This is a genomic window from Methanosarcina sp., assembly GCF_028693135.1.
Taxonomy (GTDB): domain Archaea; phylum Halobacteriota; class Methanosarcinia; order Methanosarcinales; family Methanosarcinaceae; genus Methanosarcina.
Window position 1 is genome coordinate 13,622 of sequence record NZ_JAQUVZ010000036.1, and the last position, 23,046, is coordinate 36,667.

At 42.1% G+C, this 23,046-nt stretch carries 16 protein-coding genes; 10 read left to right on the top strand and 6 right to left on the bottom strand.

What is annotated here, in order from left to right; genetic code table 11:
• Positions 1–2 precede the first annotated feature (2 nt).
• From PHF18_RS13655 to PHF18_RS13665, 3 genes are all read right to left on the bottom strand, one after another.
• Complete coding sequence (locus tag PHF18_RS13655) at positions 3–2,720, bottom strand: nitrous oxide reductase family maturation protein NosD (RefSeq protein ID WP_300103806.1); 2,718 nt, start codon at positions 2,718–2,720, stop codon at positions 3–5.
• A 618-nt stretch (positions 2,721–3,338) separates the two neighbouring features.
• Complete coding sequence (locus PHF18_RS13660; protein ID WP_300103807.1) at positions 3,339–5,708, bottom strand: PGF-pre-PGF domain-containing protein; 2,370 nt, start codon at positions 5,706–5,708, stop codon at positions 3,339–3,341.
• 488 nt (positions 5,709–6,196) lie between these two features.
• The gene (locus PHF18_RS13665) at positions 6,197–7,903 is read right to left on the bottom strand and encodes a PGF-pre-PGF domain-containing protein (protein WP_300103810.1); all 1,707 of its coding nucleotides are present in this window, start codon (positions 7,901–7,903) and stop codon (positions 6,197–6,199) included.
• An 865-nt stretch (positions 7,904–8,768) separates the two neighbouring features.
• Here PHF18_RS13665 and PHF18_RS13670 point away from each other — a divergent pair.
• From PHF18_RS13670 to PHF18_RS13690, 5 genes are all read left to right on the top strand, one after another.
• Positions 8,769–9,212 (top strand): GerW family sporulation protein, encoded by a 444-nt coding sequence (locus PHF18_RS13670; RefSeq protein WP_300103812.1) that lies wholly within the window; start codon positions 8,769–8,771, stop codon positions 9,210–9,212.
• A gap of 200 nt (positions 9,213–9,412) precedes the next feature.
• Entirely contained in the window at positions 9,413–10,183 is a 771-nt protein-coding gene (locus PHF18_RS13675) for a DUF2953 domain-containing protein (RefSeq protein WP_300103815.1), read from the top strand.
• A gap of 34 nt (positions 10,184–10,217) precedes the next feature.
• A complete protein-coding gene (locus tag PHF18_RS13680) occupies positions 10,218–11,183 on the top strand; it encodes a beta-ribofuranosylaminobenzene 5'-phosphate synthase (protein WP_300103842.1) in 966 nt (321 codons plus the stop codon).
• Positions 11,180–12,190, top strand: coding sequence for an NOP5/NOP56 family protein (locus tag PHF18_RS13685; protein WP_300103818.1), 1,011 nt, complete (start codon positions 11,180–11,182; stop codon positions 12,188–12,190). Before PHF18_RS13680 ends, PHF18_RS13685 begins: the two co-directional genes overlap by 4 nt.
• Positions 12,191–12,874 (top strand): fibrillarin-like rRNA/tRNA 2'-O-methyltransferase, encoded by a 684-nt coding sequence (locus tag PHF18_RS13690; RefSeq protein ID WP_300103820.1) that lies wholly within the window; start codon positions 12,191–12,193, stop codon positions 12,872–12,874.
• A gap of 242 nt (positions 12,875–13,116) precedes the next feature.
• Here PHF18_RS13690 and PHF18_RS13695 read toward each other — a convergent pair whose 3' ends face one another.
• Positions 13,117–13,662, bottom strand: a complete 546-nt coding sequence (locus PHF18_RS13695; protein ID WP_300103823.1) for an ArsR family transcriptional regulator — start codon at positions 13,660–13,662, stop codon at positions 13,117–13,119.
• Positions 13,663–14,106: 444 nt separating this feature from the next.
• Here PHF18_RS13695 and PHF18_RS13700 point away from each other — a divergent pair, with 444 nt between their 5' ends.
• The 4 genes from PHF18_RS13700 to PHF18_RS13715 all read left to right on the top strand — a co-directional run bounded on the left by PHF18_RS13700 (position 14,107) and on the right by PHF18_RS13715 (position 17,265).
• Positions 14,107–14,796, top strand: coding sequence for a DUF2162 family putative transporter (locus tag PHF18_RS13700; RefSeq protein WP_300103826.1), 690 nt, complete (start codon positions 14,107–14,109; stop codon positions 14,794–14,796).
• Entirely contained in the window at positions 14,793–15,422 is a 630-nt protein-coding gene (locus PHF18_RS13705) for a MotA/TolQ/ExbB proton channel family protein (RefSeq protein WP_300103828.1), read from the top strand. Before PHF18_RS13700 ends, PHF18_RS13705 begins: the two co-directional genes overlap by 4 nt.
• 27 nt (positions 15,423–15,449) lie before the next feature.
• Positions 15,450–15,881, top strand: coding sequence for a DUF2149 domain-containing protein (locus PHF18_RS13710; protein ID WP_300103830.1), 432 nt, complete (start codon positions 15,450–15,452; stop codon positions 15,879–15,881).
• Between the two features lie 1,138 nt (positions 15,882–17,019).
• Positions 17,020–17,265 (top strand): hypothetical protein, encoded by a 246-nt coding sequence (locus PHF18_RS13715; protein WP_300103833.1) that lies wholly within the window; start codon positions 17,020–17,022, stop codon positions 17,263–17,265.
• An 807-nt stretch (positions 17,266–18,072) separates the two neighbouring features.
• Here the strand turns inward: PHF18_RS13715 and PHF18_RS13720 are convergent.
• Together PHF18_RS13720 and PHF18_RS13725 are read right to left on the bottom strand one after the other, a co-directional pair.
• Complete coding sequence (locus tag PHF18_RS13720; protein ID WP_300103835.1) at positions 18,073–18,195, bottom strand: hypothetical protein; 123 nt, start codon at positions 18,193–18,195, stop codon at positions 18,073–18,075.
• A 282-nt stretch (positions 18,196–18,477) separates the two neighbouring features.
• Positions 18,478–18,759 (bottom strand): hypothetical protein, encoded by a 282-nt coding sequence (locus tag PHF18_RS13725; RefSeq protein ID WP_300103836.1) that lies wholly within the window; start codon positions 18,757–18,759, stop codon positions 18,478–18,480.
• 422 nt (positions 18,760–19,181) lie between these two features.
• On the opposite strand from PHF18_RS13725, the gene PHF18_RS13730 reads away from it, so the two are divergent.
• Positions 19,182–23,046 (top strand): cobaltochelatase subunit CobN (locus PHF18_RS13730; RefSeq protein ID WP_300103838.1); only part of this gene is annotated, 3,865 nt, incomplete at its 3' end.

Sequence of the window (23,046 nt, forward strand, 5' to 3'; positions counted from 1 at the left end):
TTTCAGGCCTTTGCCACCACTATATAATTGTTTTTTGTTGTCGTAGTGCTGCCTGCTGAATTGGTTACTGTCAGCTTTATCGTGTAACTGCCTGCTGCTGAATATGTATGCTTTGGATTCTGGATTGTTGAAGTAGTTCCGTCTCCGAAACTCCAGTTCCATGCAGTAGGCGAACCTGTAGAACTGTCCTTAAAGTACACATTCAGGGGTGCAGTTCCTGACCTCGGAGAGCCCCAGCAGTTTATAACTGGTTTTTGTGCAGTTGTCTCTGCAGTTATTGCAGTTATATAACTGGATTTTGTCACCGTATTGCTGCCTGCAGCATTGCTTACCGTAAGTGTTACCGTATAGCTCCCTGCAGCCGAATATGTATGTGTTGGGCTCTTCTGAGTTGAACTGGTTCCGTCTCCGAAATTCCAGCTCCATGCTGTTGGAGTTCCTGTACTGGTGTCAGTAAAGGTTACATCCAGAGGTGAATTTCCGGAAGTAGGAGATGCCGAAAACGCAGCAACAGGAGTTTGTGCAGCTGTTCCTGTAACTGTCATGTAATTGTACTTTGATAGCACAGTACTGCCGGCTGCATTGCTTGCTGTCAGCTTTATCACGTAATTTCCTGCTGCTGAATATATATGCGTTGGATTCTGTTCTGTTGAAGATGCTCCGTCTCCGAAATCCCAGTTCCATGCTGTGGGTGCTCCTGTAGTAATGTCCTTAAAGGTCACACTCAGCGGCGCATTTCCTGATCTCGGGGTGCCCCAGAAGTTTACGACTGGCTTTTGTGCAGTTGTCCCTGCAGTTATATAACCGGACTTTGTTGCCGTATTGCTGCCTGCAGCATTAGTTGCTGTAAGCGTTACTGTGTAGGTTCCTGCTGTTGAATATGTGTGTTTTGGGTTCTGGATTGCTGAATTAGCCCCATCTCCGAAATTCCAGCTCCATGCTGTTGGAGTTCCTGTACTGGTGTCAGTAAAGGTTACATCCATAGGTGAATTCCCGGAAGTGGGGGATGCCGAAAACGCAGCAACCGGCGTTTGTGCCGCCGCCGCTCCTACACTTATGTAATTTGTCTTTGTTGCTGTATTGCTGCCTGCGGCATTAGTTGCTGTAAGCGTTACTGTGTAGGTTCCTGCTGTTGAATACGTGTGTACAGGGTTCTGGATTGCTGAATTAGTCCCATCTCCGAAATTCCAGCTCCATGCTGTTGGAGTTCCTGTACTGGTGTCAGTAAAGGTTACATCCATAGGTGAATTTCCAGAAGTAGGGGATGCCGAAAACGCAGCAACTGGCGTTTGTGCAGCTGTTCCTGTCACTGTTAAGTAATAGTACTTTGTTAGCGTATTGCTGCCTGCAGCATTGGTTGCTGTCAACTTTATCGTGTAGCGTCCTGCGGATGAATATATATGCGTTGGATTCTGGTCTGTTGAATATGTTCCGTCTCCGAAATCCCAGTTCCAGGTAGTAGGCACTCCTGTAGTAATGTCTTTAAAAGCCACATTCAGGGGCGCATCTCCTGATCTTGGGGTGCCCCAGAAGTTTACGACCGGTTTTTGCGGGGTTGTTACAATTATATAGTTTTCTTTTGTTTTTGTGTCGGTTCCAGCCGCATTGCTTGCTGTAAGTGTTACTGTGTAACTTCCGGCTGCTGAATAGGTATGCACTGGATTTTTCTGGTTTGAAGATGTCCCATCTCCAAAACTCCAGTTCCACGCAGTGGATGTTCCTGTGCTTGTATCAGTAAATAAAACATCCAGAGGCATGTCTCCTGAGGTCACATTGCTGTTGAAATCCGCATCAGGGGCTGCCGGGTTGGATGGGTTTACAAGAGGAAGGTAATCTGAGTATATGCTGTCTGGTATATTGTATTTGGAGTCGGAAATTCCATCTCCATCCTTGTCCACTGCGGTATCGGAAAAGCCTGTGCCACCAGGTTTTCCCCAGAAGTTCCCGCCAATATAGGTCCCATGAATTATGTTTTTGCCGGCGGTTTTTGTAGTATTATAGGCATTTCCGGATCCGCTTTTAATGGTCATAGCGGTGTTATTGAAATAGTTGTTATAAACGAGGTTTCTGTCACTCAGGCCGCAAACATAGAGCCCTAAAACACTGTTCGAAGTCACGGTGTTGCCTGAAAGCGTATTATCATCAGAGGAGCCAATATGGATGCCACGGGCGTCGTTAGAAGCCGTATTTCCGGAAATGGTATTTTTGCTGGAGCTCCCAAGCACAATTCCATAATAGCCGTTATTCGTAATTGTGTTTTTCGAGACGGTGCACCCTTTGGAACTTACAAGATAAATTCCACGCCCGTTGCTCATGAGCTTGTTGTTCTCAATTATACAATTATTGCATCCGGACAGATAAATTCCTGAATAGCTGGACCCACTTGCTCCAATAGCTTTAATCCCGCTAATTTTTACATCATTCGCCTGTACGGAAAGTACATTGACTGTTGAGCTTTTAGCTTTAATTATTGTATTATCAGGTTTTCCTGACTCCGACCTGATAGTGAGGCTATCTTTAGATATTATGATATTTTCGGTATAGGTCCCGGGTTTTATGGTTATTACATCACCTGATATTGCATTGTTTACGGCAGTTTGTACTGAATCTCCTGGCTGGACAATTATCTCAGCCGCTGCTCCAATACCTGCAACTAATAGCAAAATGAGAAAAGCAATTAGTAAAACGATTCCTTTATTTCGAATTTCAAATTCCTCCATCCATTCAAGAAAGTTAGGGGTGACAGCTGTATCAGGGGTGAAAATTGTATTATTAGTAATTCATGAAAACATATACTCAATGTCCAATGAATGTCCAATAAATGTACAAATGTAAAGCTCTGCGTTTGAGCTGAATTTATCTCTACTCCAGAGTAAAATCCCTGCGTCAATCACTTTAACTACGCGGGAATGTATATAAACCAATATAAATATATTGATTTAAATTAGTCCTTTTATAAAACTAAAAAACAGCATCCAGATCAGTAAAGTAATCCTTTGGTTGTAAGGCAATAATTAGTTTTTTAACTTCGTTAAACAGTTCCCCATATTATATTCATATTTTTTTTATTAACAATCTGCCAGTCTCTTATGGAGTAAAGAATTCATATGGATTCAGAAATCAAGGAAAAAAGCTGAGAAAATTGGATCTTTAAAAATGGGATATGTAGTCTACGGGCTGTGTAGAAAAATAGGTCTGTAGAAAATGGGCTGTGTAGAAAAATAGGTCTGTAGAAAATGGGCTGTGTAGAAAATGGGATGAAGGGATAAACCCTTCATCAATCGCTTTTCTGCACCAAAACCGATTCCTGGCTTTGATTTCCTTTCTTTTGTATTCTTTTAGCTTTTCTCCTTTCTTTTATACAGGAAAACTGCAAGAATGCAGGCTATTCCGTAGATAATTCCAAATCCGGGCGCCTTAGTGTCTTCCCCCTGCGCAGAGGTCTGTTTAACTTCTTCCCCCATGTTTTTCACATCCTCTCCCTCAGCGGAGCGAGTTTCCTGTTCAGGCTCTGTTCCTGTTGCATCTTCTTCGGAGAGGCTTTTTGCCTTTCCTGTTATTGCAAAGGAAGAGAATCCCGGAACCTTGGCTGTGAAGTACAGGAATTCCTCGTCTTCTTCTGAGAGGTTGACTGGCAGCTGTACCCAGGCTTTGTCCTCGTACCTATTAAGGGCAATTGAAGCCCTGTCTATACTTTTATTCTGCATCCAGGACTTTTCAACTTTGAAACATAGCACAGGGTTTTCTATGTTCTTTGAGGTTGCATATCCACCGTTTCCAACCCATACGTTAAAGGATTTATATACCTCATCCGAAGGCAGTTCTGAAACAAGAACTGACTTCTTTTTTAATTCCTCGGCAATGGTTGTGGTCTTTCCAGCTGTCTTTTTTGCATCAAAGCTAACATATACAACGCAGGTTGCATTCTTTGCGAAATCAAACTCTACGGCCTTGCCATTTGTGATGTAAACCTGTGAAAGTTCTTTGGTTTCAACGTTTCTTGCAGGTTCGGGGGATCCCCCTCCGCCACCGCCACCGCTGCTGTGACTGCTTCCTCCGGAACTCCTCTCTTTCAGCACCTCTATTTCGAGAGTTTTTGAAACCGCGCCGTTTTCATTGCTTACCGTCAGGTTTACAGTATAGGTTCCTGGGACTTCATACACATAAACCGGATTTTGGATGGTAGAATCAGGCTGCCCGTTATTATCAAAGTCCCAGCTCCATGAAACCACATTTTGTGATAGGTAGGTAAACTGGATCGCAAGAGGGGCAAGACCCTGAGTGGCGTTGGTACCGAAATCTGCAACAGGAAGTGCTAGTTCAGGGGGTTGAAGGGCAGTTATCGAACCTGTTTTAGAAGACCCCCCGTTTGCATTGCTTGCTGTGAGCGTTACCGTGTAAGCTCCTGCTGAGTAGTATGTATGTACAGGGTTCTGGTCTGTTGAAGTAGTTTCGTCTCCGAAGTCCCATTCCCATGCAGTGGGAGTTCCTGTACTTTTGTCAGTAAAACTCACATCAAGTGGGGCTTCTCCTGAGGTTACATCGCTGCTGAAATCAGCAACCGGAGGTACTGGTTCGGGTTCAGGCTCAGAGGCCTGGGTGACGATTATCGTACCTTCTTTTGAGGATGCTCCGTCTTCATTGCTTACTGTAAGCGTTGTCGTGTAAGTTCCTGCTGAGGTGTATATGTGTACGGGGTTCTTATCTGTTGAAACGTTTCCGTCTCCGAAATCCCAGTCCCATGTAGTGGGATCTCCTGTGCTTTTGTCAGTAAATTTGACCGTCAGTGGGGCTTCCCCTGAGGTAACATCGCCGCTGAAGTCTGCAACCGGGGGTACGGGTTCAGGCAAGCTAGACGGGTATACAAGAGGCAGGTAATCTACGTATGAGCTGCTTGGCAGAGTGTATGTAGAGTCGGAAATTCCATCTCCATCATTATCTACTGCTGTGTCGGAGAAACCTGTTCCATCCGGTTTTCCCCAGTAGTTTCCTCCTATGTAAGGACCGTCAACAATATTCGGGCCTGAGGTTTTTGTAGTATTAAATCTACTTCCTGACCCGGTTTTAATGGATATTCCGGTGTTATTGAAGTAGTTATTATAAATCAGATTTCGGTCACACAAGCTACAACTATAAAATCCTACATTATTGTTCAAAGTGACAGTATTGCCTGAGACGGTGTTATCGTCAGAGCTGCCCAAATAGATGCCGCGCTCGGAATTGGTAACCGTATTTCCAGATATGGTGTTGCCTTTTGAACTCTCAAGCAAAATCCCATAATAACCGCAATTTATAACTGTATTACCTGAGACCGTGCACTCTGTAGAACTTACGAGATAAATTCCGCGCCCGTTAACTGTGAGTTTGTTTTGTTCAATTACACAGTTATTGCATCCGGATAGACGTATTCCTGAGGCGCTTTGTGCAGTTGCTGCAGCAGCTGTTATGCCGCTAATTCTGACATTATCTGCCTGCACAAAGATCGCATTGTCTGTTGCAGTTTTAGCCTTAATCATTGTATTGTCAGGGTTTCCGGAAGCCGACCTGATAGTTAATCCATCTGTATATATTTTGACATTTTCGGTATAATTCCCGGGTTGTATGGTAATTACATCCTCTGAACTTGCATTGTCAACAGCAGCCTGTATCGAATCTCCTTTCTGGACTGTAATCTCAGTCGCAGTTCCGATTCCAACACATAATATCAAAATGAGAAAAGCAATTAGTAAAACGGTTAATTTATTTTTAATTTCTAATTCCTCCGTCCATTCCAAAAGTTGGGGGTGATATCTGTATTATGAATAAAATTCCATTTATTGCAGCAAATCTGAATATTCGTCATATTCTAATAATGTACAAATCTAACTCTAAATATTTAATAACTGAATTTATTCTGTCAATCTATAACTCTTTATATTAATAATTTGTATTAAATTGGAAATAATGTTAACTGATATAAATATACTGATTTAGATTAATACTTTTAAATAGAGATAAAATATGTCATATGAGGTTGAAGTCCGGAGCACATCTGGATAAAAGAGTTACGGGATAAAAACCAGGATAAAAGATTGATCCGAACCCGAAAATGTGGAAAAGCAGGGCGAAGGGTGAAACCTTCATCAATCATTTTCCTGTGTTGAAATCTGCACTCAGTTTTTGATTTGATTTCCTTTCTTTTTTATTCTTAGCTTTTCTACTTTCTTTTATACAGGAAAATGGCGAACAGGCATATTATCCCGTATACTATTTCAAATCCTGGAGCCTTCGTATCTCCTTCCTGCGCAGCGCTCTGTCCCACTTCTTCTCCCATGTTTTTTATCTCTTCATCTGCGAGTCGAGTTTCCTGTTCAGGCTCTGAGCCTGATGCGTTTTCTCCGGAGAGGCTTTTTGCTTTTCCTGTTATTGCAAATGAGGAAAATGCCGGAACTTCGTTTGTGAAGTACAGGAATTCCTTATCTTCTCCTGAGAGGCTGGCTGGCACTGGTTCCCATTTTTTATCGCTGTATCTGTTCAGGGTAATGGAAGTCTGGCCTACCTTTTTAGCCTTTATCCATGATTTTTCAACCTTGAAACAGATGACCGGGTTTTCGATGTTCTTTGAGGTTGCAAATCCACTGTTGCCAACCCAGACATTAAAGAACTTATATACTTCTCCGGCAGGCAGTTCTGAAACAAGAGCTGACTTATCTTTTAATTCCTCAACAATCGTTGTGGTCTTGCCCACTGTATTTTTTGCATCGAAACTCACGTATACGACACAGGTTGCATTCTTTGTGAAGCCAAACTTTACGGCTTTGCCGTTTGTGATGAACACCTGTGAAAGTTCTTTGGTTCCAACGTTTCTTGCAGGTTCAGGGGAGCCTCCGCCGCCAACACTGCTGCTGCTCTCCCCACTGCTCTTCTTCTCTACATCTATTGTCGTAGTTTTTGAGGACGTGCCGTTCAGGTTGCTAACTGTCAGGTTAACGTTATAATTTCCTGGAATTTCATAGACGTGAACAAAGCTTGCCTCGTTTGAGTCCTCTATTCCGTCATTGTTAACATCCCAGCTTCTTGATGTTGCATCCTGTGAAAGGTCTGTAAAGAGGACCGAAAGAGGAGCATTTCCGCTGGTGGTGTTAGTTTTGGAATTTGCTACAGGGAGTGCCGTTGCAGGCTTTTCAGCAGGAGCTACAAGAGGTAGATAGTCAATGTTTACCTCATTCAATTTGTATGGTACATCAGCAAACCCGTCTTCGTTGGCATCAGAGTTCGTCTGGGAAAAACCATCTTCTGCAGGTGTTGCCCAATAATTTCCACCAATATAAGGGCCTCCAACAATGTTTTTTCCCGGTGTTTTCGTAGTATTCCAGGTACTGATATCAACAAATTGTACATTTCGGGTGTTGTTGAAATTATTATTATAAATTAGAGTACCATAAGAATCTACCATATCTAATCCTGTTTCGCAGTTTGAAATTTTATTGCCACTTAATTTATTATCATTACTGGACCAGAGTAAAATTCCTTCACTGCAATCAAAAATATAATTATTAATGATTGAGCCTCTTCCCCCTTCATTCCCATTGTAAACTCCAATGCCTGTATGAAAATTAGAAATTTTATTATTCTGAATAGTACAGAAGAAAGAAGAGTCGATAACGCCTGAGTAACCTGAGCTACCCGTGCCTATTATATTGAAGCTCTTAATTGTAATATTATCAGCATTCAAATTGAAAGCATTCTCTGTAGCTCTGATTGTAGCATTATATTGATTGCTTGATACAAGAACCAGATCTGGCACTGTAATGGTAATGTTTCCAGGATAAATTCCGGGATTGACAATAATCGTATCTCCAGAACTTGCATCATTCACCGCAGCCTGTATTGTTGCATAATCTGCGGGTCCGTCCTCGTCCACAGAAATTGTTGCAGCTGATGCACTCCCTACGATAACCAGGTAAAGTGCAAAAATTACTACAAATAAAATTATACCATTTCTTTTTACTTTCTACACAATAAACCCCTCTAAATATATTTTTGCATTTCATTCTAATTTATATTGCCAGTTACCGCGCCATATTATTGTAATTTATTAGAATTTACTCTTGTCTAATGCGGCTCTATTTTTATAGTATATAAATAAAGCTTTCAGCCCAACTTTTTGATTTTTAATATTTATTCCTTTTACAGGATTAGTACTGTTATATAATATTAACTAACTCATGTTATATTATTTCAATAAGTTCTCCCCTTTTCTCATTGTCTCTGTTCCTTAATAAAAGTCTCAATGAAAAGTCTCAATGAAAAGTCTCAATAAAAAGTCTCAATAAAAAGTCTCAATAAAATGTCTCAATGAAAAGTCTCAATGAAAAGTCTCAATAAAATGTCTCAATAAAAAGTCTCAATAAAAAGTCTCAATAAAAAGAGCACTATATTTTCGAAAGTAATCCATTCAAAATAATTCGGATATTTATCTCCACAGGTGGGAAGACCCCTTTCTCAACAGTTCCGGCTTTACCGGAAATGGCAGGGAGAGGTAGTTTACTTGAAATTAGAGGGGAAAATAGATATAGACTTTGAGGAGTTATAAAAAAGGAACTAAAATTCTCGCTCAAAGAATTCTGTTGTGAGTGGGAGAGTTACGCTTGAAACTGTGAATACAGGATTCCTCAAATATAATGAAGTTTATATTTTATCAAACCATACTGGAAATATAACGAAGATACATAACATTTATTATTCATATAAACAAATGATACCGTACACATCGGGGGATAAAAAAGATGGGTGTAGAAGAGACTATTAAGGAAATTGCAAGCGAACTTGAAAAAATTGCAACTACAAAAACTGTCGTTGGAGAGCCTATTACTGCTGCCGGGAAAACAATCATTCCTGTTTCCAAAATCACAATGGGCTTTGGAGCCGGAGGCGGGGAAGGCAAAAAGGATAATGAATCCGGGTACGGTGGAGGCGGAGGTGCAGGTGCGAAGATCGAGCCTGTTGCTTTTATTATGCTCTCCGAAGAGGATGCAAAAATCTTCCGGATTTCTGAGAAAGGCGATGTAGGGTCAATTCTCAGTTCTCTTCAGGAGGTTGTGCCTGATATTCTGGAGAAGATCAAAGGCAAGACCGGTAAACATAAAAAAGAAGAGGGCTCGGAAGGCCGTGAAACGGAAGTCAAATCGCACGCGGAACCAGATGTAGAGAAAGGGGGCTGTTTCCAGTAAATTCCTTCGGGTTAAACTCTTTTAAGGGATTTTCCAGGAACCTGAACTAAAGGTAAGGGTCTTCAGGATAGTCAGGACTATCTTTTCCCATCAACCTGTTTAGCATGCTTGCCATCTACTTCTTCCTTTTAGTTTTTCTGCTTGTCTTATTCATACTTTTTACAGCTATAGTCCTCACTTTCAAGCTCAAGGTTCTGAGCGTGGAAGAAAAGAAAGAACTGGGAGGCATGTTTACTGTAAAATGGCTGTTTTTTTCCCATACTTTTTTAATCGGAGAGCCGAAGGAAAAAAAAGGGCCTGAACAAACTGAAAGCAGAGAAGAAGACATTATAAAAGCAGAACCCAAAATGCAGGCAGAAAAACGCAGGGAGCCCGGAGAAAAGAAACCTGAAGAGGAAACAGTAATTCTCGAGGGTAAAGAGAAAATTACGACTAAAGAAAAGGTTGAGGGTAAAGAAAAATCTGGGACTAAAGAAAAAGCTGAGATTAAAGAGAAAAGAGGAATATTTGCCCGAATAAAAAGGAAAAAAAGAGTTAGTACGGAAGAGGAGCCGGAGACAAAAGAAGGAATGACTGCCAGGGAAAAACTTCACTGGGGTCTGGAAGCTTACAAAGCCCTTCGAAAACCTCTGTTCCGTCTGTTTTCTGATATGTTTAATGCAATAAAAATCAAAAACCTGAAAGCTGACCTTACTTTCGGGCTTTCCGATCCTGCGGAGACAGGGATGCTCTGCGGGGTTATACATTCTCTTCTGGGAACGGTTTACAGCCGCTGCCGGAGCTGTAGTTTTTCTGTATGTCCGGTGTTTATGGAGTCACGGCTGGATTTCCGGGGGAGTGCGGAGATCCGTATAAAAATATATTCGCTGATTTTTCCATTCCTTAAATTTATATTTAACGGGAAAACTTTATCTTTTACTTATTCGATTGTTAAGGAAAAACTTCGGGGTAGTTCGAAGGTTAACTCCTAAGCTTTATGAATAAGCAATGAGGATACAAATGAATATGATTAATGTAGTGTCTCCATCCAGACTGCATCTTACCCTTATTGATCTCAATGCAGAGATCGGCAGGGTTGATGGGGGGGTAGGAATTACTCTCGAGTCACCCAGCCTGGAAATTTCGGCAGCTGAAGCGGACTCTGTCGAAGTGGTAGGGGATTCCCTTCTCGCAGGCAGGATGCTAAAAGCAGCAAATGCTGTGCTTCCTGCAGGGAAAGGCATCAGGATTCGTATTAAAAGGGATCTTCTTGACCACGTAGGGCTCGGCTCCGGAACCCAGGCCGCACTTTCGGCAGCAACAGCCGTAAATGAAATTTACGGACTTGGAAAAAGTGTCCGGGAACTTGCAGTTATTGTAGGTAGAGGCGGGACGTCAGGAATCGGGGTTGCTGCTTTCGAAAGCGGAGGTTTCATTCTGGATGGGGGGCACAAATTCAAGAATAAAGGTGCATTTTCCCCTTCCGCAGCCAGCCATATGCCTCCGGGCCCTGTGCTTTTCAGGAGGGACTTTCCTGAATGGCATATTGTCCTTGCAATTCCCAATACCAAAGGTGTCCATGACGCAGAAGAAGTCGATATTTTCAAAAAAGTCTGTCCCATCCCTCTTAAGGAAGTTCAGGAACTCTCTCATGTGATTCTCATGCAGATGCTCCCTGCGCTAATCGAAGAAGATCTGGAAAGTTTCGGCAGGGCAGTCAACCATTTCCAGACAGTGGGCTTTAAAAAGCGGGAAGTTGAACTTCAGCCCAAACCTGTGCTCGATGCCATGAAGTATATGCAGGACAACGGAGCCAGTGGTTCAGGAGTCAGTTCTTTTGGGCCTATCGTCTACGGGATTGTCGGGAGTCCGGGAGAAGGCAAAAAACTCCAGAAAGAAGTCCAACGTATGCTTGACGAATCACTCGGTGGAGAAGTACTGCTTACAAAGGCAAAGAATCGGGGTGCGGACATCTTCGGAGGTTCCAATTGAAAATCAACACCTGGTTTGGAATACTTGAAATCGGCAGCAAAGGAGAAGTCCTTGCCTCCGATCCTTTTCCAAAAAATATACGGGAGCTTGCACTCCGTTCCCTCTCTCTGAGGGAAAGCAGGCAGAATCTCCCTCCCGAAGGTTTTGACCTGAAAGCTGCAGCTCTCGAGTGCAAGTTTGTAGAGTCCCCATCGGAATATTATTCCCTTTTACATGAAGTCACGCTGGATGCTGCAAAAATTCAGGTCTCAGAGGCCCTTACTCCTGACCAGCGCATAGTTCAGGCAGTAGAAGCCCTGGATGACATCAATGAGACCACTAATTCCCTTTCGGAAAGGCTTTTTGAGTGGTATGGAGGTTATTTCCCAGAATGCGGGCTCAACGGGGAAGCTCTTGCGCTTTTTATCGTAAAATACGGCTCCCGTGAGAATGTTGTTCCTGATGATCCTCTTTACTTAAAAGCCAGAGATTCCATGGGTGCAAAACTCGAAGCTGCAGATGAAGCGCTCCTTAAATGTTTTGCAGAGAGCGTTTGCAGTCTCTATGAGCGGCGGAAGCAAATTGAAGCTTACATCGAGAGCAGTATGGAAAATCTTGCCCCCAACCTGGCTATAACAGCGGGGCCCATGCTCGGGGCAAGGCTCATAAGCATTGCAGGCAGCCTTGAAAAACTCGCTGCTTTTCCGTCCAGTACAATTCAGGTAATAGGAGCAAGTAAAGCTCTCTTCAAACATCTTCGGGAAAGGGCTCCGTCCCCCAAGCACGGAGTAATCTACAGCCATCCCCTTATCAATACCTCTCCCTGGTGGATGCGGGGGAAAATTGCACGAGCCCTTGCAGCAAAACTTTCTCTTGCTGCTCGAATTGACTTTTACTCTGGGAAAAGAGACTCTTCTCTGCCAGAAAAACTGGAAGAAAAAATTCAGAAAATCCGGGCTTTAAACCCCAGGCCTCCGCAAAAAAGGCCGGAAAGTGGAGCAAAACCAAAAAAGAAGAGGAGGAAGTAAATGCCTGACGTCAGGACGCTTTCCGATGGGATTTTTGAGGTTACGAAGGGCAAAAAGCAGCTTGCCACAAAGAACCTGGACCCGGGAAAGACTGTTTACGGAGAAAAGCTAATCCCGGTTGAAGGGATCGAGTATCGGACCTGGGACCCTCGCCGGAGCAAGCTTGGAGCCATGGTCCTCAAGAAGTTCAATATTCCCCTTAAGGAGGATTCAAAGGTGCTCTACCTGGGGGCAGCTTCAGGCACAACGGTCAGCCACGTTTCCGATATCGTCTCTGAAGGGGCAGTATATGCCGTTGAGTTTGCTCCAAGAAGCATGCGCGACTTCATAGGGCTTGCTTCCAGGCGTAAAAACATTATCCCTATCCTTGCTGATGCGGGAAAACCGGCAAGTTATGCTCATATTGTTGAGCCTGTAGACCTTATCTTTCAGGACGTTGCCCAGCCCAATCAGGCAGAAATCGCTGCAAGAAATGCTGCACGCTTTTTGACTAAAGGTGGGTATCTCATGCTTTCTATCAAGGCTCGCAGCATCGATACTGCGGCAAACCCGAAGGAGGTCTTCACGGAAGAAGTAAAAAAGCTTGAACAGGCTTTTGAACCCAGATTCGAAATCCTGACTGCCAGGGATCTTATGCCCTACCATGAAGATCACCTTGGAGTTCTGGCAAAGTTAAAAGAATGAATCCTACTCTTCTGAAGGCTGAATTTTTCGGGAAGTCATAAACCTTCAGCAGGAAACTTCTGAGTCTTTAGCTCAGGGGTAGTTGACTTGATAAGGATTCTCTGAATGGTAGTATCTCTGAATGGTAGTATCTCTGAATGGTAGTATCTCTGAATGGTAGTATCTCTGAATGGTAGTATAATAATCACTTTCACAGAGGCTACTTTCATAGAGATTATTTAGTTAAAGCTGCTCTGGCTGCTTTATCTCTTTATATTCACAAACAGCCTTTTTTTAGTGATCGGAATTAGCTTTTTCCACTCAACTATGGTATCTTCATAAAATGTATACTCGTCCACAGTCTTATCCGAGAATTTGCCGTCCACTTCATATACATAAAAACCCTCTTCTCCGTCTGTAGCTACAACTTTTACCCGGTCTCCCATTTTCCTTACCTCTACAGCGGTTACGCTTTTCAGGGCTTCAAGCAGACTCGTACCTTCTTCCACCTCAAGCCTCGTGTTTTCTGCAAAGTGGTCCAGGAAAGAATAGACATTGTTCAGTTTTATGCCTATCATATGAGTATTTCCAAACTTTTTCCTTTCTACCAGTTTGGCTTTTTCCAGCACTTTCACATGTTTTGCAGCTACAGGTACGGAAATCCCTATTTCCCTTGCAAGGCCGGAGATGTGCTTATCCCCTTCACTCAGGATTTCCAGAATAGAGAGACGTGTATCGCTTGAGATCGCTTTGAATAGGTTTTCTCCACCGCCGTTCATTCCTGAATTCTTCATTACACTTACTACCATGATTATCTTCTATTTTATCTCAACTACTTATAATTGTTGCCCCTAGTAACGCAAGTAAAGTATGTCATTCACTCTATTAGTTGCTTTTTTTATTATTCATTTTAACAAATTTACTTTATTATTTCCTTCTTCATTTTTCTTTCTTCAAAAAAATCTCATGGTTAACAGAGTGAATATTTACATAATTTTTGTTAAATTTTACTTTCCATTTGCTACTCAAGCCAGAAGATCCCTTTTTAATGTATGTAATGTATCAATTTTTCCTCCTGCAGATTTTTCCACTTGGTTTAATTATTTATTCTGAGCTCTGGTCGACGACAGCCAGGATGTTTAACCTTTATTTCCAAAAATGTAATCAATAGACACTTGTTATCCAGAAGGATAACGAACGTTACCCAAAAACCAGTTTTTATTTAATCCTATTATAGATGCTCAGAAGGTACTATGGACTCTTCTACGTTGACTGTTATTGGAATTTTAATAGGTATCCTTATCTTCGGGATTAAAACTGGATTAGGTTGTGGATTTTCAAACATCACTACGCGAGAAATTCTTACAATTGCTGGAAGTTACTTTTTTCTTGCCCTTTTATTCGGAAGCATTGCTAACCATATAAGCCTGGATGCTTTTGAGCGTCTTTCTTCAATGGGTATGGGAGTCCATGTTCTTGTCTCCCTGCTTCTCATAGGGGCCGGGATTTACACCCAGAAACAGTGGAATTCAGGAAAAGATGTTTCCAGACACACTTTCCTGGCTATATCCATGCCCTGTCCGGTCTGCCTGGGGGCTCTTGCGGTATCCTGCATGCTGCTTTCAGAAAATCTCAACTTTTCCGGGATAAAAATAGGGTTTCTTGTAGGAATTGCTTTTTTTACTGCAGTTGTAGCTTCTTCTTTTCTTTTCAGGTTTGGGAAGACCCGGCTGGGAATGACTCCCGAAACTATGGGAAGCGCCATGATGCTTCTTGGAATTTATTATCTTTTAGGGGCTCTGCTAATCCCGGCATATATGAAAACAAAACAGATGAACCTGGCTCCTATGCAAACGGGAGAAACAAGCATTTTTCCCCTTCTGGCTTTCGGGGTCCTGGTCCTTGCAGGTTTTTTCCTCGGCCATGTGAGGTCTAACCAATGAGTAATATGGATCTTTTATCCCAGACGATGTACGTATTTTCATCGGCTTTGCTGTATCCGGTAATGATACTTCTGACAATCCTTGCCTTTGTTTCACTTATTCAATTAGGAGAATTCATCTCTGAGTATTCAAAAAGGAATAGAGATCGGAACAACCTGGAAATTGGTTGCAAAAAAATACGGGACAGTCTTCTGAATTCGGCTTTTTCGGAAGCATCAAGGGCTCTTGAGAGCTTAAAACAAAATTACATGGTCACGTCCTTTGCAAGAGAGGCTGCAAAATACCTCGAAGAGCGGAATTTTCCTTCAATCGAGAAGCTCTCTGAGGAATACGAGATAAGAATGGCAAAGCGCCTTGAAAACACGAAGATCATTTCAACGGTTGCCCCTATGCTCGGACTTATGGGGACGCTGATCCCGCTGGGACCTGCCCTGATAGGGCTTTCGCAAGGAGACCTTGAAACCCTTGCACAGAACCTGATGATTGCCTTTGCAACTACCGTTGTAGGGCTCTTTTCTGCCGGAATAGCCTATGTGCTTACCCAGGTCAGGAGGCGCTGGTACTGGGAGGATATGTCGGATATCGATTACATCCTGGATATACTTGAGGAGAAGAGCGAAAATTGATTGCGTTCTTTGAAAAGGAGGAAAACCATGAGAAAATCCCGAAGGTACAGGCGAACCGGACTTTTAAATGACTCCGATGAGCAAAACCCCATGACCGGGGTTGCCAATCTCTTTGACGTTGCAATGGTCTTTTCCGTGGCTTTGCTGGTAGCCCTTGTGATGTCTTACCATCTTCCTGAGCTTCTAAGCTCTAATGAGGATATTACTATTGTGAAAAATCCCGGAGCTGAGGACATGAAGATAATCATCAAGGAAGAGGGGAAACCCATAGAAGTCCTGAATATGACCGAAAACATCGGTGGAGGCACAGGGGAAGCTTTGGGGACGGCTTATAAGCTGGCTGACGGCAGGGTGATTTATGTTCCTGAAGATTCGGAGGGGAACGGTACATCCACCTCAACTGATACATCTGCTTCAACCGGTACATCCGCTTCAACCGGTACATCCGTTTTAGATTAATTTTTTTCCACGATTTACGCAAGTTTAGTTTTTGTGGCCTGAATCTGTGGAATTTATCTGGGATTCAGAAAAAAGAAGTTTTAGGTATGACAAAAATATAACTTCTAATTTTCAGTTTGGGAATTGATCTATAGTTCCATTCCCCAAATAATCATTCTTGGCAAAAAAACCCCTTGATATTATATTTGAATCATTCCTTAATCTCGTATGTGAAATGCGGCGTGAAATAATAACGCCGTATTTTTTTCTGGGTTAAAAGTATCTAAAAAGTATCTACTTAGTATGAAAGTATGTGAGATTCTCTTCCTCACATATTTTCATGCGGGTATAGTGGCTAGTTAACACTAACCCTGAGCTAAAGACTCAGAGGCTCCCTGTGTCCTCCTTCAGACTATTGTCCACAAGTAAAGCAGGCTCTACCTCGTGTTCCACGGGTGAAAATATGTGCTTGAGCTTCCTTTCGGATTCCAGGTTTCACTGGCACAGTCTTTAGTCCTTAGAGAATGAGTATGATAGTGAAGTTTACCCTGTTAACCAACTTGCGAGAATTGCATTGTGATTACAGTAAAATACCTCAGTCCTTTCTTGGTTTTAGCTTCGGAAATCAGCAAGATCGTTTTGACATTAATGGTAAGCAGAGTACAGTGATTATTTATTTTTCAGACAGTCTCTTAGAGTAGAATTTCCTAATTTCTAAAGGATGCTTTACATGCTTATAGTCGGAAGTTCAGGTATCGAAAACGTCGTTTTGGTGCTTGATATAATTGACCATAAAAATGCGACTTAAAAAAGAAAAAATTTAATGGAGGTTTAGAGGAAAATTACTTCCGGAAGACTGCAGTTTCAAGGAGATGTAAAATGGCAAATTACTTCTGGGAAACTGCAGATTTAAGGAGGTTTAATTTAATGCAGATTTAAGGAGGTTTAATATGCTGGCCTGGAAGTCAAATCAAGTACATCTGATTTGCTTGTAATATATAACAACGTCTAAATATATAACTATTTCGTATCCATGTGAACTTGCTCCTAAAAAAAGAAAATATCAAAACAAGTTAAAATGATTAAGTTATTAAATGAGGAACACGCAAAAATAGTCCATACTAAATAAACGACGTCATTTGTTGGGAGATTACCCAATATGTCACATTTAATAATTCCAAAATACGTTTTGGATGATATTAACAAGTTCATACAAGTAAATTATATGAATTATCATGATTCTTTGCCACACTCTTTAATTATTGCTCAAGCATTTTGTTTGAGGTTTAAAGATTATGGAAATGAATTTGGTGTATCTGAAATAACCGATGCTGTAGAATATGTAAAAAATAATCAACAGAAAACGAGAGCAGTTAATCTGAACAAAAAAACGTTTGATCCTTGAAGACCTGGAAAATCTTTATTAAAATCAATAGCCTGGTAAGTTCTATTTATGGTATCGATCCTCCAAACCATGATAACAACATTTGAGACTTTTTATTATTTTCTGGGTTTTTGATTGATTGCATCGACTGCCGGTGGAATTAATGGTACATTTTGGCGATCCCAGAAATTGTTAAAAATTTGTAACTATTCAGCCTATGCAAAATAGGTCTATCAATATTGATTTCAACTTAATTTATAAGTGTAAGTACCAACCAGTGAAAAACGAAAAAACGGTGTTAATAGCCAGCAATTGAATAAAATGAACTTAGAGAATTTTGCCCGTTGAATTTTACGAAAGATGGTTCTTGATTTTGTTTTACCCGGGCTGCTAGTTGACAATATGCTCATTTTTCTATAAAGTTATAACTTTTAAAAAGTTATCAAATCAAAAACTCGATATTAGTAGACCAGTTTCATGTACCGTGTACAAAAAATTGACCTCGAATTAACAGCAAATTCAGGGCACTGCCAGAATATCACAGATAAGTATCGAAAAGGACTGAAAAATGGACATAAAGCTGGCAAAAAAGGCAAATAACCATAAACGGATCCACCTTTTAAATGTCAGCTTTGTATTTCCAGTTCTTGTTTCAGTTTTTGTATAACTTAATTTGATAGAAGCACACATTTTCTACTATAGAATTGGGCCTCATGACCATGTTTTCTTTATACAAATTTAAGTTTTATCTTGTGTGTTATGAGTTTTGACAGTTTTCATTTTTCCTATATTATACTGTGTCGATGCAATTCGTTTAGATCAAAGACCTTATTCAGTCTTTTCACAACTCAACAGATGCTTCTTTTTTCCCCCTCGTTCATCTTCAGGATGGATCGGAGCTACATGAGCAACTTCTTCTTCCTTCGTCTCTTCTTTCTTTTCTTCTGCCACTAAGTTACACCCCCTATAAAGAATTATTAAAGCAAACTTATAAATTGGGAAATTTACTCCATACTAAATCCCCTATTAAATATAGCTTTGAGATTTAATAGTTTTTTGGCAATTATCTAGGCATTGGTGGCTCTCCTTGAATCGTCGCATAAAGTGAATCAATTACCGACATCATATTTTTCATTAGTCCAAACTAAGGTAACCAGACCTATCCATTTTACAGTACGATAATGTTTTCCACTCAACATAATATGAAAAAAAGCCATTTCTTTTGCGTATGGTTTACTTTTGCGTATGGTTTACTTTTGCGTATGGTTTATTTAATGTTGAATCGTCAACAATTAGAAAGCCTTCCTTAGGTTTGACATGACTTTTTTCTTCATCCCATAGCGCTTCCGTGTCTGGAGGTTGCCTTTGAAGTAAGCGAATAAAAGAGTCATGAACAGGAGCATTATCTACGATTGGATAACATCTAGCGGCTTCAGTACAGCTATAAACTTTAGATGTCGCAATGAGAATATCAATGTAATCAATGTCAATACACTTGGGTGGATTTATATCCATAACTCCATACGTTTTTTATATTTATCTACATGTATTTATATTTCAAAGGATATGATGTTTTTGTTCTTTCAAGTTCGTAAATCCTGTATATATTACATAAAAACGCTATCTTTTCCCCTTTTTACCTGAATGGCTAATATCTGTAAGCTAAAAACCGTATTTTATGTATCTTCTCCCCTAATGCTCCAAATGTTGAAGATATTAAACAGAATCGGCTGCCCTGTTTTTTTTGGAAGTTCCGAAGTTGGATTTAAAGTCATAATCGATAATTCCCACTTTCATTTCCAAAACTTGATGGCTGTTGTTCTGTAAGTTCCGAAAATTAGTAAACTTTTAATCAAAACTAAACTAGTGGACAAGGCATCCTGGGTATTTTTCTATTGGGGTGCCCCAGGATTCATGATACATTGACTGGGGATAAGATGCGTACGGCAAAAAGCAGGTTAGTGGTTTTATGTGCGGTGGTTTTTTTACTGCTTGCGCAGAATGTATCGGCTGATGAAAATCAAGTAAATATTACTTTTATCTGTTATGATGGAAACGCCCTTGCTGAGGCAGAGGAGTCCAATCCATACAATGCAAGTATAAATGTAACTTTCATTTCTGCTTATTCCAACTTTACTAATACCACTTTTGAAAACCAGGATGTAATATTTACTTACATGCTATGGTCTCAATTCCAGGATATCGGGGATGACCTTGAAAGTGCTCATGAAAACGGAACAGCGCTCATAGATATCACCTCTTTGATGGATCCGGCACATATCAACACCTCAAGTTATGACCTTATCCTGTCGGGGACCAAGCCTTATAATTCCACTGAAGAAAAGTACTTCTATAGCATGGGTCCGAAAGGAGTTTTGCTGAAAAACACCGAAAATTTCCTTATCTATCTCGCAAAAAATTACGGGGATAAACCTGAGCTTACGGACAGCTGGGTTTACGATGACCCCATAGAATTCCCTGAAGCTGCGCTCTATCATCCGGATGCCGTTTCTTCTTTGAATGAATCGAAGCCTGACTGGTTCGAAAATACCTCTGATTACCTTGAGTGGTACTCCAACTCAACTATCGTAAATGAGTCTAATCATGTTTACGATAAGAGCAAACCCACCATAGGGATCTGGTTCCACTCTTCCGATTATACAGCGGGAAACCTTGAGGTCATAGACTATCTTATCCGAGATCTTGAAGGAAAGGGCTGCAACGTAATTGCAGGTTTTGAGACCTTCAATGATATCCATAAGTTTTATTTTGATGAAAACGGAGAACCTCTTGTCCAGTGCATAATTTCTCTCAAGAGTTTCCGTTTGAATTACGAGGACCCTGATAAAGGGATACAGGAACTTGAAGACCTTGACGTCCCGGTCTTAAGAGGCATGGTAGTTTCAAATCCTGCCAATTCTATAGACGTAGCTGACCGCAACAGAGGCATTCCCAGCAGTGAGGTCGTGTACAAGACCCTGCTTCCGAGTATTGACGGAATTTTTGAGTACATTGTAATAGGAATTGATAATTACGACCCCGAAACCGGGGAAAATAGCTATGAACCTCTACCTGCTCAGGTTGATTGGATGGCCAGCAGGGCGATAAACTGGGCGGAACTGAAGTTAAAGGATAACCAGGACAAGAAAGTCGCCGTAATATACTACAATTATCCTTCAGGAAAAGACAACATCGGGGCAAGTTACCTTGACACCACCCAGAGCATGTTCGACCTTCTTAACGAGATGAATGAAAGCGGGTATGAAGTCTCCGGAATTCCGGATAACAGCAGTGAACTCCTGGAAATGATGCAGGCACAGGGTATCAATGCCGGCTCCTGGGCTCCGGGTGTCATGAACGAAATGGTAGAAAACAGGACTGAATGGGGACTGCATCTCATAACCATGGAAACCTACAAAGAATGGTTTGAGTCCGAAATTCCAGAAGATCTGCGGTCTCAAGTAATAACGGAGTGGGGAGAACCCTGGGCTGAAGATCTTCCTCAGAATAAGAGCCTCATGATCTATGAGAACGAGACTGGGCAGTACATTGTAATCCCTTCCGTACGTTTCGGAGATGCCTGGCTCATGCCCCAGCCTGCCAGAGGCTTCCTGCAAAATGACGACACCCTTTACCACAGCAGCCTTGTACCTCCCCCGCACCAGTACATAGCTTTCTACCTCTGGTTAAACCATGAATGGCAGCCTGATGCAATTATTCATATGGGGACTCACGGTACACATGAATGGCTTCCAGGTTCTACTTACGGTATGAACCGGACTTCCGACTGGGCACCTTTACTGCTGCAGGACCTGCCAAACATCTATCCTTACATAGTTGCAAATGTGGGAGAAGGGCTGACTGCCGAATACAGGGGCAATGCCCTGATTATCGATCACCTGACTCCGACTCTTGAACGCAGCGGGCTTTATGGAGAATTGCTCAACCTTTCAATCAGTGTGGAGCAGTATTATGATCCCGGGCTTTCTACACAGACAAAGGCAGGGTACCAGACAGCCATAATCGATCAGATAATCGCACTTAACCTGAACGTTGACCTCGGAATCGAGAATGCGACTGAGCTTCGAGATTACAATGAAGAAGAGTTTGGGGATTTTGTAAAAAATATCCTTCATGAATATCTCGAAGATGTGGAAGGAGAAAACATTCCTTACGGGATGCATGTCCTTGGCCGGGTGCCCTCTACAAACCTGACAGATCCTGAAAAAGACGAACTTTCCGGAATGGTAAGGTCCATGCTTGGAGGAGACTTCAAGGATAATATCACTTTTGCCTTTTATCCTGAATCCGTTTACCCTCTCGGGATTCCGTCAAATGATACTAAAGTGAACAGGCTTGTCTGGGAAATCGTAACCAATAATACCAATGTTTCAACGGCTCAACTTGACGTTTTCGGGGAAACCAACAGTTCGGTTACCCTTGATCTTGAACAGGGGCTGGAGTATAGACAGCGGCTTCTTGATAGTGATGTGGAGATTAACAGAATCCTCTCAGCCCTGAACGGAGGCTTTATTCCCCCGGGACCGGGAACGGATCCTGTTATGAACCCGGACGCAGTGCCTACGGGGCGCAACTTCTACGGTATCAACTCAAAACTCTATCCTTCAAAGGCAACCTGGGAGCTTGGCAAATCCCTTGCAATCCAGCTGCTTGAGGACTATCATGATAAGTACGGGGAGTATCCTGAAAAGGTTTCATTCTCAAGGTTCGGGGTAGAGTTTATCCGCGACCATGGGACTCTGGAAGCTGAAGTGCTCTACATGCTTGGAGTGCAGCCGGTCTGGGATGAATACGGGTATGTAACCGGGGTTGAGGCTATCCCTGAAGAGGAGCTGCTTCCTAACTATGATACGGAAAAACCGGGAAGACCTCGTATTGACATTGTCTATACAACCGCCGGTATGAGGGATGCTTTTCCGGATAAGATCAAAATGGTAGATCGTGCCGTGAAACTTGCAAGTTCACTTCCTGCCGGAAACTATCCAAACTACGTAAACGACAGCGCCCTTGCAATATATGATTCCCTGCTTGCGGCAGGCTATGACAATGAAACCGCAACCAAGCTCTCCACAATGCGCTGCTTTGCAGTAATGGACGGGACTTATGAAATAGGGGTCTCAAATGCTATCGGTGCAAGCGGGAGCTGGGACGACGAAGCGACGATTGCAAATGTATACCTGGATAAGATGGGGTATGCTTACGGGGAAGATTTCTGGGGCATAAAATCCAGGGAACTCCTTGAAGGAAACCTGAAAAACGTTGAAGCCTCCGTACATTCGGATTCGTCAAACCTTTACGACACCCTTGACAACGACGACTTCTTCCAGTACTTCGGCGGCCTGAACCTGGCAACAAGGCATGTCAGGGGAGACGGAAGGACCCCAGAGATGTACGTTTCGGATACAAGAGATCCTGAAAGGGCTCAGATGACAGGAATGGGGGAGTACCTGAGCAAGAACCTGAGGTCCAGGTATTTCAATGAGAAATGGATTGAAGGGATGCAGGGCGCCGGGTATTCGGGCGGCAGGATGATGTCCGAGTTCGTGAACAACCTTTTCGGCTGGGAGGTCAGTGACCCTGATCTTGTGGATGACAGTGTCTGGGAGCAGACCTATGAGACCTATGTTAATAACCCTTCCATGAAAGAATGGTTCAAGCAGAACAATCCCGATGCTTACCAGTCGATAACAGCCAGAATGCTCGAAGCTGTCAGGCATGAATACTGGAAACCTTCGGACGAGGTTATCGAAAGCCTCGCAAAAGAATATGAAGAATCGGTAG

Bases quoted from the DNA above. Each gene is read 5' to 3' on its own strand.
- PHF18_RS13655 (WP_300103806.1), bottom strand. From the start codon at position 2,720: ATGGAGGAATTTGAAATTCGAAATAAAGGAATCGTTTTACTAATTGCT.
- PHF18_RS13670 (WP_300103812.1), top strand. From the start codon at position 8,769: ATGGGTGTAGAAGAGACTATTAAGGAAATTGCAAGCGAACTTGAAAAA.
- PHF18_RS13680 (WP_300103842.1), top strand. From the start codon at position 10,218: ATGATTAATGTAGTGTCTCCATCCAGACTGCATCTTACCCTTATTGAT.
- PHF18_RS13690 (WP_300103820.1), top strand. From the start codon at position 12,191: ATGCCTGACGTCAGGACGCTTTCCGATGGGATTTTTGAGGTTACGAAG.
- PHF18_RS13695 (WP_300103823.1), bottom strand. From the start codon at position 13,662: ATGGTAGTAAGTGTAATGAAGAATTCAGGAATGAACGGCGGTGGAGAA.
- PHF18_RS13700 (WP_300103826.1), top strand. From the start codon at position 14,107: ATGGACTCTTCTACGTTGACTGTTATTGGAATTTTAATAGGTATCCTT.
- PHF18_RS13705 (WP_300103828.1), top strand. From the start codon at position 14,793: ATGAGTAATATGGATCTTTTATCCCAGACGATGTACGTATTTTCATCG.
- PHF18_RS13710 (WP_300103830.1), top strand. From the start codon at position 15,450: ATGAGAAAATCCCGAAGGTACAGGCGAACCGGACTTTTAAATGACTCC.
- PHF18_RS13715 (WP_300103833.1), top strand. From the start codon at position 17,020: ATGTCACATTTAATAATTCCAAAATACGTTTTGGATGATATTAACAAG.
- PHF18_RS13725 (WP_300103836.1), bottom strand. From the start codon at position 18,759: ATGGATATAAATCCACCCAAGTGTATTGACATTGATTACATTGATATT.